Genomic DNA, 13,594 nt, shown 5'->3' with positions numbered 1-13,594 from the left:
GTGTATCGATGCGATAAATGCACTTGTGGCTGATGCCAATATGCTCTCAAGAGCTGCAGTTGCAGGTCAGCTCGATACCCGTGCCAATGCTTCCAGACATCAGGGTGATTACCGTGCCATTGTTGAAGGTGTCAATGACACTCTTGATTCTGTCATTGGTCCGCTCAATGTTTCTGCTGAATACATCGATCGTATTTCCAAAGGAGATATTCCTGAGAAGATCACTGATGAATATTATGGTGATTTCAATGAGATCAAGAACAACTTTAACCAGTTGATCAATGAACTCAACATGTTCGTAGATGAAATGTCCAGAATGAGCAGGGAACATGATGCCGGGGATATTGATGTTGTAATGCCTGAAGACCAGTTCCAGGGTGTCTATGCCACCATGGCAAAAGGTGTTAATGATATGGTTGCCGGTCACATCAATGTGAAGAAGAAGGCTATGGCATGTGTCAAGGAGTTTGGAGAAGGAAACTTTGAAGCTCCGCTTGAACAATTCCCTGGCAAGAAGGCTTTCATAAACGACACAATTGAAGAGGTTCGTGGCAATCTCAAGGCTCTTATCGCTGATGCCAATATGCTGTCAGAAGCTGCCATTGAAGGAAGACTTGACACCCGTGCCGATGCTTCCAGACATTATGGTGACTTTAGAAGAATCATCGAAGGTGTCAATAACACACTGGATGCTGTCATATGTCCTTTGAATGTTGCTGCTGATTATGTCGATTCAATTGCCAGAGGTGACATACCTGACAGGATAACTGATGAATACAAAGGTGATTTCAATACTCTGAAAGATAACCTGAATCAGTGTATCGATGCTATCACTGCTCTTATTTCAGATGCCAATATGCTTGCAGAGGCTGCTGTTGCGGGTCAGCTCAGTACACGTGCCGATGCTTCAAAGCATCAGGGTGACTACCTCAGGATCGTTGAAGGTGTTAACAATACTCTTGATGCTGTCATCGGTCCTCTCAATGTTTCTGCCGAATACATCGACCGTATCTCCAAAGGTGACATCCCTGAAAAGATAACGGATGAATACCGCGGTGATTTCAATGAGATCAAAAATAATCTGAACTTGTGTATCGATTCCATCAATGCTCTTGTTTCAGATGCCAATATGCTTGCAGATGCAGGAATAAATGGTGAATTGAGCACCCGTGCTGATGTATCTGTACATCAGGGTGATTATCGCAGGATCGTTGAAGGAGTTAATAATTGTCTTGATGCGGTAGTTGATCCTATTAATGAGACTGCAAGGGTAATAACTGCTTATGCAGATGGTAATCTCAGTACCAGGGTTGAAATTGATGCCAGGGGTGATTTCAAAGAACTCAGCTATACCCTTGACGGATTCGGTGACACATTACAGAATATAATCACTGACTCCTGTGATGTTCTTGATTCCATGGCATCCAATGATCTTACAAGAAAAGTCAAGGTCCGTGGTGTCGGAGACTTTATGCAGTTGACCGATGGTGTGGAGAACTGCAGAGTATCTTTGAATGATATAGTAGTTCTTGTAACTGATAATGCAGAATGTATAGCTGCCACTGCACAGGAAATGTCATCTTCCAGTGAACAACTGTCGGCAACAGCAGAACAGTTAACAACTACGGTGACTGAGATCTCCCGTGGTACGCAGGTCCAGTCCAGCAAAGCCGAAGAAGTATCAAAGGCCATGAGTGATATGAGCCTGACCGTCCAGGAGGTTGCTTCAAATTCCGGCAGGGCTTCAGAAAATGCTGTTCAGTCTAATAATCTGATACAGAACCTCGGTCAGATGTCCGAGGATCTTAAAACCAAGATGGGAGGCATAAAGTCTGCTGTAGGAGAGTCTTCTGAAGTTATCAATGACCTTGATGATAAATCCAAGCAGATAGGCGAAATTGTCAACCTGATAACCAATATTGCAGACCAGACGAATCTGCTTGCCCTTAATGCCGCTATTGAGGCTGCAAGAGCAGGAGAACATGGTCGTGGATTTGCTGTGGTTGCAGATGAGGTAAGAAAACTTGCCGAAGATTCAGGTAATGCTGCAAAACAGATAGCACAACTGATCGGCCAGATGCAGAATGGAACCAATGAAGCAGTTGCATCCATGAAGAAAGGTGCTGAAGAGGTAGATACCGGAGCTGAATCCCTTGAACAGTCGGTAGCTGCCATTGGTGAAGTTGTTGAGGCTGGCAATACCATCGTAAGAATGGTGCAGGAGATCGCTGCAGCTGCCGAGGAACAATCCGCTTCCATTGAACAGGTTACAAGCTCTGTTGAAGAAGTCAGTGCAATATCCGAGCAATCCGCAGCAGGGTCGGAACAGGCTTCTGCTTCTGTCCAGGAACAGACAGCTTCCATGCATGAACTTGCAAAAGCTGCCGAAGGACTTGCTGATGTTGCTTCCAACATGCAATCTGTGGTTGCCAAGTTCCGTCTGGATAAACAATGTGTCAGTTCATCAGTTAAACAAGAGGATGTTGAATTTGACGACTCGATGGAATCCAATGACATGTTTGCCTCATTCTCGGCAAATGCACTTGTGTGATATATAATAGAATATAGTAAGAATAGCGGCTCTTTTTGGAGCTGCTTTTTTGTTTTTTTACATTGATCAGAAGATGTATTCCGGTTTATAGTCTCTCTAATTCCTGGACCAGTAGTTCATAGTTCTTTTCAAGTTCCGGAAGCATTTCCACAACCGCATCTATTTCCCCGGAGCCAGCCAGTTTTTCAATTTCAGCAGAAATGTTGCTCAAAGATATTCCGCCAACACTAGCAGATGAACCCTTCAGAGAATGGGCATTTTTAATAATATTTTCAATTTCTTCCTTGTTTACGGATTCTTTCAATTCATCAAACTGCCGGGGTGCATTTTTCTGGAAAATCCCTATTATTTCCCTGGCCATTGTTATGTCATCCATGATATTTTCCATGAATGAACGTCTGTCAAATATCAGCGTATCTTTGTTTTCTTCATCAGTTATATTTTCATGGTGCTTTTCTTCAGAAACCTGATCCGTCCATTTATCGATCACTTGTGCAAGTGCTTCCAGATTAACAGGTTTTGGCAAATAGTCATTCATTCCCGCTTCGATGCATTTATCTTCGTCTCCTTTCATTGCATGTGCTGTCATTGCAATAATAGGAACATTATGATTGATCACTGAGGATTGTTCATTGCGGATATGTCTACTTGCTTCCAGACCATCCATCTCAGGCATCTGTATGTCCATAAATACAAGATCATAAGCAATCGTTTCGAGAGCTTCGATGGCTTCCAGTCCGTTGTTTGCAACGTCTGCAGTAATGCCAAGCTTTTGCAGTATACTTTGTGCAACATGCTGGTTCACAACATTATCTTCCACAAGCAGGATCCTTGCTTCTTTTTTGTACATTCCGGATGCTTCAATTCCCTTTTTGGAAGTATCTTTTCTTTCACTTTCGTCATCCTCGGAAAACATTGCAGATAATTTAGTGAGCAACACAGAAGATTTGATCGGTTTTGAAAGGCATGCTGTAAAGTTGTTTTTATTCTGCTTCCAGCTATCAGACATTTGTGTTGCAGAACTCAGCATTATCAATTGAATATCACTCAGATCCTTGTCTGATTTTATGATACGTCCAAGCAGAACCCCATCCATTCCTGGCATTTGCATATCCAGAAGAGCTACTTTAAACGGATCACCTGATTCATAAGCTTTGAAAAGAGCCTGTATGGCAGAAGGTCCGTCAACTGCTTCTTCGACCTTCATATTCCATGATTTAAGCAAATTTGTCAGAACTTCGCGGTTTGTCCTGTTGTCATCAACCACAAGTGCGTGTATTCCTTCAATTTCTGAATATCTTTGTTCTGCTTTCTTACTACCAGAGTGCTTCTTGAAGTTCAGCCTGAACCAGAATTCAGAACCTTTGCCTTCTTCGCTTTCAAATCCAATTTCTCCATCCATCAATTCCACAAGCTGTCTGGAAATTGCAAGTCCAAGTCCTGTTCCTCCATAGTAGCGGGTAGTTGAGGAGTCAACCTGGCTGAATTTCCGGAAAAGCAAATTCTTTTTGTCATCAGGGATCCCGATACCTGTGTCTCTAACAGAGAAACGTATTGTTGCCCTGGAAGTTGTTTCGGATACAAGACTGGCCCTGATGACAACTTCACCTTCATGTGTGAATTTTATTGCATTGCCGCCCAGGTTTATGAGTAACTGTTTAAGTCTGACAGGATCCGCTTTGATGTAAGTCGGCACATCCGGGTCAGCCATACATATGAGTTCCAGTCCGCTGTCATTCGCTCTGACAGACAGAATAGATGCTATTTCTTCCAGTATCTCCTGTAGATTTATGTCAACTTCATCAAGTTCAAGTTTTCCTGCTTCTATCTTGGATATGTCAAGTATATCGTTTATAAGTTCAAGCAAAGCTTCTCCGCTTTTATTAACAGTGTCAACGTAGTGTCTCTGCTCTTCACTCAGTTTTGTAGTTAGCAGAAGGTTTGTCATTCCTATCACACCATTCATTGGTGTGCGTATCTCATGGGACATATTAGCAAGGAAATCAGTTTTTGCTCTGGTAGCTTCCTCTGCTCTTATCAGGGCTTTGTCAAGTTCTATGTTCTTATCTTCCAGTTCCTCAGCATACTCAAGCAGTTTTTCTTCTGCACTCTTGTGTTCTGTAATGTCCTGCAGTGTGCCGGTTATTTTTACTATTTTTCCATCCACTATCTTCGGATAACCGCTTGTCCTTACCCATTTATGATTTCCTTTAGCTGTTATGAATTCAAGTTCGAGTTCATATGGTTCGCCTTTTTCTATGAGTGTATTAAATGCTTTTTCCAGTATCTCCCTCGAATCCGGAGTGTAATAGGATAATCCCATATCAACATCTGCTGCATCATTCATATCCAGTTCATGTATCTTTGCAACTTCAGGTGTCCACGTAGGTTTATTGGATATCAGATCAAGTTCCCATCCACCGATCTTTGCAATGTTTCCTACATTATTCAGAAGGGCTTCCCTCTCAAGCAGTTTCTCTTCGTATTCTTTACGTTCTGTGATATCTTCTGTAAAGATAATTATGCCACCAATAGAGCCATCTACTGCTTTCCATGGTCTGAGTTCCCAGCGCAGCCATTGTACACTACCATCCTTTTTCTCTAAATAATCTTCATTGCTGTGTACAACTTCTCCTTTCAGGGCTCTTTGATGTGCTTCTCTCCATTCTTCCTTTACCTGTGGCATTACCTCATAATGTTTCTTCCCTATTATGTCCATATCAAGGGAGAAGTCGTCAAGCCAACGCTGACTCACGGCAATGTGTCGCATATCACGGTCCAGCATTGTCAAAGCTACCGGTGCATGTTCAATGAACAATCTGAGTTTTTCCTCGTTCTCAAACAGTTTGTCTTCTGCTTCTTTTCGCTTGGTAATATCCCTAGCTACTGCGTAGACCAGTTCTCCTACAGGAACAGAACGCCACTCAAGCCAGTGGTAAGTTCCATCTCTGGCACGATAGCGGTTTACAAAGTTCAGGACTTCATTCTGGTTAGCCAGTGTGAAAATGGATTCAATGGTAGCTTTCTTGTCATCCGGATGTACAAAGTCCATAAAGTTCCGTCCTTCCAGCTCACTGACAGGATATCCAAGCACCTTTTCCCATTCAGGGTTCAATCGAATAAAAATGCCTTCTGTGCTGGCAATGCAGAGGAGGTCAAGGCTGGATGTGAAATAACGATCAAGTTCTTCAGTCTTCTCGCGTAGTTCTTCCTCTGCTTTCTTTCGTTCAGTGATATTCCTGAATTCAACGACCCTTACCTTTTTTCCTTTATAGGGTATGTTTTTTGCTTCAAGTCTGAGGGGATACTCGCTGCCATCTTTACGGCGTCCAATTGCTTCATATGGCTTTTCATATTCCGCAAGGATGTTGGACATGACAAGGTCTCTGTGGCTTTCGGCTATCAACTGCAGCCCATCCATTCTTATGAGCTCATCATGGGAGTATCCTGTTATATCTGAAAGACCAAGATTGCAATCAATTATCCTGCCTTTATCATGAATTACAATACCGCCAAAGGATGCGTTGTGCAGAGCTCTGAATCTTTCTTCACTTTCTTTAAGATCCTTTTCGGCTTTTTTACGTTCAGTAATGTCCCTTACCGCTGCAACACGAACCTTTCTTCCTTTGTAGCTTATGCGATAGGATTCAATTTCAACCGGATATTCGGATCCATCTTTTCTGATACAGCGAACTTCATAGGGTTTTGCAACCTTGTTTTCCATATTCCGGATAGCTATGTTTATGTCTTCAGGATGGATGACCATTTCTACAATATTCTTTCCAAGGAGCTCATCTTTTGAATATCCTGTAGCACGGATAACGGCTTCATTTACATCCAGGACTACACCGTTATCATGGAATATGATGCCTTCAAAGGTCGCATCCGAAAGCATCTGGTACTTTTCATGGCTTTCCCTGAGTTCCTGCTCCATATCTATGCGCTCAGTTATATCCTGCAGTGTACCTGTTATTTTTATGACCTTTCCGTCAACAATTTTTGGACGAGCGCTTACTCGGACCCATTTATGAGTACCTTTGGCAGTAATGGTCTCCAGCTCCAGATCAAATGGTTCACCCTTTTCGATTGAAACGTTCGTTGCTTTTTCAAGTATTGCTTTTGAATCAGGAGTAAAGCGTTCTATTGCCTTCTCATAAGTGTCAATTTCTTCAGTTTCATGGATCCTTGCAACTTCTGGTGTAAATGTGATCACATTTGATCCTACATCAAGATCCCATCCTCCGATCTTTCCGATTCTCCCGACTTCGTTCAGAAGTGATTCACTTTCCCGCAGCTTTACCTCAGCATTCTTACTTGCCGTTATGTCCTGAAGTGTGCCTGTTATTTTTACAACCTTATGATTCTCAATTACCGGTTTTCCAATTGCATTGACCCATTTGTGTTTTCTTTTTGCTGATATGAGCTCCAGTTCAAGGTCATAAGGTTCGGCCTTTTCAACAACATTATTAAGTGCTTTTTCCAGCATCTTTTTTGATTCAGGCAGGAAGAGTTCCAGGCTTTCTGCAGGGTCTGAAATGTCATCTTTATCCTGGATCTTTGCAACTTCTTCTGTCCATGTGACTTTATTTGACTCAACATCCAGAGTCCATCCACCTATCTGTCCGAGCTTGCTTACCTCACTCAGAATAGCTTCATTTTCACGTAGTTTATCCTGTATTTGTTTTCTTTCAGTGATATCTTCTGTTAAGATCACAATACCGCCAATAGTACCTTCTGATGTTTTCCATGGTCTGACCTCCCAGCGTGCCCATTCTCCACTTCCATTGGCTCTCAAGATGAAATCTTCATCTTTGCTGGTAACCTCCCCTTTCAAAGCGCGGCGGTGTGCCTCTTTGAATTCTTCCTTTAGATCCGGGAAAACATCATAATGGGATACCCCGATAATATCCCTGTCAGCAAGGGAATATTTATCAAGCCAGTAACGGCTCACTGCTACATGTCGCATATCGCGGTCAAGCATCGCCAGTGCCACAGGTGCATGCTCTATGAACAGCCTTAGTTTTTCTTCACTCTCTAGCAGTTTGTTCTCAGCATTCTTACGCTCAGTTATGTCCTGGAATGACCCGGTTATTTTCACCACTTTTCCATTTTCTATAGTAGGACGTCCGATCGTCCTGACCCATTTGTGATTACCTTCTGGAGTAGTTAATTCAAGTTCAAGGTCATATGATTCTGCTTTTTCTATAGCATCTTTGAATGCTTTTTCCACACTTTTCCTTGAACCAGAAGAATAGAATCCCAGTGTATTTCCATAAGCAAGTTCGAAATCGAGTCCGAGGTCAAATGTCTTGTAAACTTCAGGAGTCCATTTGACGGTTGATGTTGGAATATCATACTCCCATCCCCCTATCTTAGCTATTTCTCCTACTTCATTCAGGAGAGCTTCACTTTCCCTGAGAGCAATCTCAGCTTCTTTCCTTTTTGTGATATCTTCAGAAAAGATGATGATTCCACCGATGGTGCCATCTGCTGTGTTCCATGGTCTGACCTCCCAACGGGACCATATCATATTTCCATCAGGCATTTTAAGAAAGTCTTCTTCTTTGCGGACAGTTTCCCCTTTCAGAGCACGCTTATGTGCTTCTTTGAATTCATCACTCAACTCCGCGTATACTTCATAATGTGGTATCCCAATGATATCCCGTTCTGTAAAGGTATCTTCAAGCCATCTATGACTTACTGCTATGTGTCGCATATCACGGTCCAGCATTGCTATTGATACTGGTGCATGCTCTATGAACAACTTTAGTTTTTCTTCACTTTCCTTCAGTTTTTCTTCAGCTATCCTGCGTTCGGTGATATCCTGGAAAACGGCAGCAGCAATGTCCTCTTCTACGGGATATGCAGCAATACTGAAATATTTATTCAGTTCTTCAGAATATAGTTCAACATTATAGGGACTTCTGCTCAGTATCACATTTCTGTGCAGATCGATAAAGGTGTTCTCCCTTTTTTCAATATCGGGATACACTTCAGTTGCACGCTTTCCTATTACATTTTCAGCTTTTAACCCAGTATGTTTCTCAAAAGCATCATTCACATCCAGAAATGTAAAATCTATTGGATGTCCGTTTTCGTCTCTGACGGATTTAGTGACAAGTATGCCACTCATGTTATTCTCGAACAGGGCGCGATATTTCTTTTCACTTTCTTTGAGGGATTCTTCAGCTTCTTTCTGCTCTGTTATATCTCTGAACTCAACAACTCTGACTTTTCCATCTTTGTATGGGATGTCTTTTCCATGTGCACTGATCGGATACTGGCTTCCATCTTTACGTATTCCAATTACTTCATATGCTTTTTGATAATCTGTATTGATATTGTTTATTACTTCATCCCTGTAAGCTTCAGCTGTAAGCAGCAGTCCATTCATTCCGATAAGTTCTTCAACTGTGTAACCAGTCATTTCTGCAAGTCCCTGGTTGCAGTCAATTATAATATTGTCTTTGTGGATGAAAATACCACTAAAGGATGCGCTGTGCAGTGTCTTGAATCTCTCTTCACTTTCCTTTCGTTCCTTTTCGGCTTTTTTACGTTCTGTGATGTCTCTTGCCGCAGCTACACGAACTTTTTTTCCTTTGTATGTGATTATGTGAGATTCGATCTCAGTTATAATTACAGTTCCATCTTTTCTAATGGTGCGGATTTCATAGGGTTTTGTGCTATCCTTTTTCATCTGCTTCTTTATGTTGTCAACGTCATCAGGGTGTGCAAGAACTTCCAGAATATTCTTGCCTATAAGTTCTTCTTTTGTATATCCTGTCAGTTGACATACAGCTTTATTTATCTCAAGGATAGTTCCATTGTCATGAATGGTGATTCCTTCGTAGGTCAGGTCTGAAAGCATCTGGCACTTTTCCTGATTTTCTGCCAGTTCTTTTTCTGTTTCTTTGATCTCGGTTATATCTCGAATGCTAAAACAGAGGATGTTTTCGTTTTCTATTTTGACCGGTATTGTAGATATTTCAACATTATATTTTTCTTTACCTGGAAACCGGGAAGTACAGATGAATTGATCCTGTTGTCCTTTGAGTGCTCTTTTGACACATTGACTGCAGTCTTCCCCGGGATGTGAGATGATTTCAAATATTTTCATCCGGGTCAGTTCTTCACAGGATGACTCATAATAGTAGCATGCAGCGCTATTAGCATCGATGATGTCCAGGCTGTCAGGATCAACCAGCAGCATAGCATCATGATTGTTTTCAAATAATGCTCTGTATCCTGTTGTACTTTTTTGCATTTTGCTGCCTGCTTAAAAGCTGACAATTTTTTTGTGTACCAGGTATTCTGTATGTTTGTACGATCAGTTTCTGATATGTCAGCTGCAACTTTTCAAAATCAACACAATTGGAGACCTGCATTCCTGTTTACTCTTGCCTGTTATCAGCAGATATGAACCCAATATCAATAAGCTGATCAAACCCACACAAATCATTAAATTGTCAATATTCTTTTGAAATTTATTTCTGCATTAGTGAATGCCACTAATATTATATTGGTGAATTGTATTATATTAATTTACTGATTTGAAGGTTCATGTATCGATTTTCTTCATATGATATTTTCATATTTTTATTTCTAATTCAATTTTCTGACTTCTAATTGGTGGCTATATTTTTTGAGAAAATTGTGGCTTATATGGTGATATAATCAGTGATTATAATAAATTAAAAATTCAATTGCTATTGCGTTATTTTCAGGGAATCTTTAAATAGACATTATCTAATATCTTTAAGTGGAGGGGGTTAAATTGACAAACAACTTAGATGGTGATATATCTTTACGTAAAGCTGCAATTATTGCCGGTTTCAGTTATCTGATCATATTTATACTTGGTATTGTTGCTAATTTTGTTGTGCTGATGAATCTTTTTGTACCTGAAAATGCTTCAGCGACCGTGGACAACATAATGTCAAATCTGGGTCAGTTCCGCATGGGAATACTTGGATTTATTATCATGGTCATTTTTGATGTGATTGTTGCATGGGCTCTTTACCTTTTGCTCAGTCCTGTAAGCAAAGGTCTTTCACTGCTAGCAGCCTGGCTTAGGCTTGTAAATGCAACGATCTTCGGAATTGCCATGTTTAACCTGTTCAGCGTGCTGCGACTTTTCGGAGAAGCCAGTTATCTTACGGAGCTCAGTACGGGTCAGATGCAGGTTCAGGTCATGTCGCTTCTATATGCTTTCAATGATACATGGCTTATAGGTCTGATATTCTTCGGACTTCATCTTGCGGTCCTTGGCTATCTGATTTTCAGATCGGGTTACATACCAAAATTCATAGGTATACTTCTGATGATAGCAGCTATTGGTTACCTTGCAGACAGTTTTGCAAGTTTCCTCATGAGTAACTATGCTGATTACGCAGGGATCTTCATGATAATAGTTATCGTGCCGGGAGTTATAGGAGAATTATCATTCACTTTGTGGCTTCTGATAAAAGGACGCAAACTTGAATTACAGCCAGAAATGAATTAACAGGGAATTTGTAGAAAATGATTGAAATTTGCACAGAACTACAGATATGTCTAAGGTTAAGATATTTGAATTTCCTCCAAAAGAAGTAAACTAAATAATAAACCGCACATTTAGTATTCTATTCTGAGCTATCACATGACTAATGTGTGTACTTTTCTTATTTTGAGGGATGCCATTGCAGGCCAGAATATTATATCTAGATGTCACGTATTGCTCAAACCGGCTAAAAGAGCAACAACAAACATCATTAACAGATATAAAGATATGACTACCGCTATCTTTGTATTATTAGATCTCATACCACCATTTATAAAAACACAACTACCTAATATAAATCTTTTTAATAAGTGATGTTTAATTAAAATGACCTGAATATATTGATTATTACATGAATATTATCGACGTGAAGGGGAATATTGATGAATAATTGGGTCAAGAATTTACTTGTAACTCTGGACGAAAATCTGGATGAATCAACCAGGATCAAAATAATGCAAACATGCGGTGAAGATTGTCCTTTCACCCACCTTAAAGATGATAAGCTGCTGGAGATCAAGAATTCATCTGAGGATGAATTCGATTTTCTTGAAAAAATGTCTCTGGAGTGGCGTGTAAGATTCGAGAACGGAAATGTCTATGTGGTCTTTGACAAATGCTACTGTCCGCTTGTTAATGAAGATATTGAAGGTACTTCAAAGACACTTTGCTATTGTACAATGGGGAATCTTAAAAGGAAGTTCAGGCTTGGACTTGGCAGGGATGTGGATGTTCTGATGGAGAAAACTGTACTTGCCGGGGATGATGAGTGTCGTTTCAGGATAATGGTGTGATTTTTCAAACTTAGCGAATAGTATTTGCATGTGAAGAACGATTGAGTAAAGGAGAAACATGCTTTCATTTGTTCTGACATTCTTCATATTCATCCGCTCGCTTTTCAATATGTTCAAGGAGCCTGAATTTCGAAGCATTTTTACTCTTGTTATTTTCACTCTTTCTCTGGGAACTGTTACCTACCATTCAATAGAAGGATGGACCTGGCTTGATTCTCTATATTTCTCTGTGATAACCCTGACCACAATAGGGTTCGGTGATCTAACTCCCGCAACTGATCTGGGAAAGATCTTCACCATTATCTACGTTTTCATAGGACTCGGAATACTGTTGGGTTTTGTTAATGCAAGCGGCGAACATTTCAGAAAACAACAGGTAGAAAGAATGTCCCAGCGCAATCCAAATTTCCTGTGGGATTCAGGCGATACTCTGGAAGAGATGGAAAAGGATATTCTGGAGAATATTAAGGATGAGTAAGAGGGTGATATTGGTAGGTAGGGTTTTGTTTTTTTATCCACTTGACAATTAACTGATATCTACTGCACAATGACACAGATGAAATTGCGACACAAGCTGTGTCGTAAATGGAGCAACACTTATTCCTTGCTATCGTTTAACCCTTTTCAAAAAAGTGCTTCTTTCTGAGGAACTACGATTAAGGCCGAATCTGAATGAATCTTTTGGCCAGTCTTCTTTTAATAACAATTGGAACGTTTCAATTTCTTTGTTATTTTCAACTGCAAAGGGCCAGGACAACTGGATTCATGTCGTATAACATACCGATAAAGATAATTGACAGGAGATGAACTGATATCAACTTACAAATAAACGATAGGTAATGCCTGATTAAAAGGTGTAGAAACAGATATTTAATCGCGACAATATCAATAATTTAAGGTGACTTTTAGAAGCAAAAAATAAAAATAGGTTATTTAAACCTATTCATTTGTCATAGAAGGTGGTAGTATTACCTTATCAATTACGTGAATTACTCCATTACTGGTTTCTATATCTGCCTGAACTACGTTTGCGTCATTGACCATTACATTTCCATCTGTTATGTATATCGTAACCTCTTCACCCTGCAAGGTTTCAAGTACCATCATATCTGACAGATCACCTGACATTGCTTTTCCTGCGACCACATGATATGTAAGTACGGATGTAAGTGCTTCCTCGTCCTCCAGCAATTCATCAAGTGTACCTTCAGGTAATGCGGCAAACGCTTCATCGGTTGGCGCAAAAACTGTAAATGGTCCTTCTCCGCTTAAGGTTTCAGCAAGTCCAGCTGCCTGAACTGCAGTTACCAGAGTATCAAATGAACCTGCAGCGACTGCTGTCTCAACAATGTTCATTTCTACTGCTTCTTCCTCTTCGGTCTCCGTCTCTTCAGTTACCATTTCTTCAGTTTCCATACTTTCTTCTTGGGTTTGTTCTGCACAGCCCGACAAGAGTAAACTTGTTGCAATAAGCAAACATAGTACTATTTTTAATAATTTCATTTACTCCACTCCTACTTTTCTATTAAATTTTGATCGCTTTTTTGCAAATCGATAAATAAAGGTGTTCTTCTATAGAATATATATATTTCGAATATTTACTAATCAGTCTATTAATTTCACTCCATATATAGTATAATAATAAACGTAATTGTAAAGATAATTAAAGATATATCTTATTACTTAAATAGAATCCACAAACTAAAAAAT

At 40.2% G+C, this 13,594-nt stretch carries 6 protein-coding genes; 4 read left to right on the top strand and 2 right to left on the bottom strand.

The features are described from left to right. On the top strand, positions 1-2,551 hold a 2,551-nt coding region (locus J2746_RS11930), incomplete at its 5' end, for a methyl-accepting chemotaxis protein (protein ID WP_209621215.1). A gap of 85 nt (positions 2,552-2,636) precedes the next feature. Here the strand turns inward: J2746_RS11930 and J2746_RS11925 are convergent. Next, positions 2,637-9,815: a PAS domain S-box protein gene (locus J2746_RS11925; RefSeq protein WP_209621212.1), complete on the bottom strand. Its 7,179-nt coding sequence runs from the start codon at positions 9,813-9,815 to the stop codon at positions 2,637-2,639. A gap of 510 nt (positions 9,816-10,325) precedes the next feature. On the opposite strand from J2746_RS11925, the gene J2746_RS11920 reads away from it, so the two are divergent. The 3 genes from J2746_RS11920 (at position 10,326) to J2746_RS11910 (ending at position 12,362) form a co-directional block, all read left to right on the top strand. Then, a complete protein-coding gene (locus J2746_RS11920) occupies positions 10,326-11,054 on the top strand; it encodes a DUF4386 domain-containing protein (protein WP_209621208.1) in 729 nt (242 codons plus the stop codon). A 419-nt stretch (positions 11,055-11,473) separates the two neighbouring features. Continuing rightward, positions 11,474-11,884: a DUF6144 family protein gene (locus J2746_RS11915; protein WP_209621205.1), complete on the top strand. Its 411-nt coding sequence runs from the start codon at positions 11,474-11,476 to the stop codon at positions 11,882-11,884. A 58-nt stretch (positions 11,885-11,942) separates the two neighbouring features. Then, the gene (locus J2746_RS11910; RefSeq protein WP_245250136.1) at positions 11,943-12,362 is read left to right on the top strand and encodes a potassium channel family protein; all 420 of its coding nucleotides are present in this window, start codon (positions 11,943-11,945) and stop codon (positions 12,360-12,362) included. A gap of 461 nt (positions 12,363-12,823) precedes the next feature. Here J2746_RS11910 and J2746_RS11905 read toward each other — a convergent pair whose 3' ends face one another. Continuing rightward, complete coding sequence (locus J2746_RS11905; RefSeq protein WP_209621202.1) at positions 12,824-13,387, bottom strand: fasciclin domain-containing protein; 564 nt, start codon at positions 13,385-13,387, stop codon at positions 12,824-12,826. Positions 13,388-13,594 lie beyond the last annotated feature (207 nt).

This window comes from Methanolobus bombayensis, assembly GCF_017873415.1.
Classification (GTDB): domain Archaea; phylum Halobacteriota; class Methanosarcinia; order Methanosarcinales; family Methanosarcinaceae; genus Methanolobus; species Methanolobus bombayensis.
Note: the sequence above shows the minus strand (reverse complement) of the source record. Positions and strands in the feature narration are given on the sequence as shown.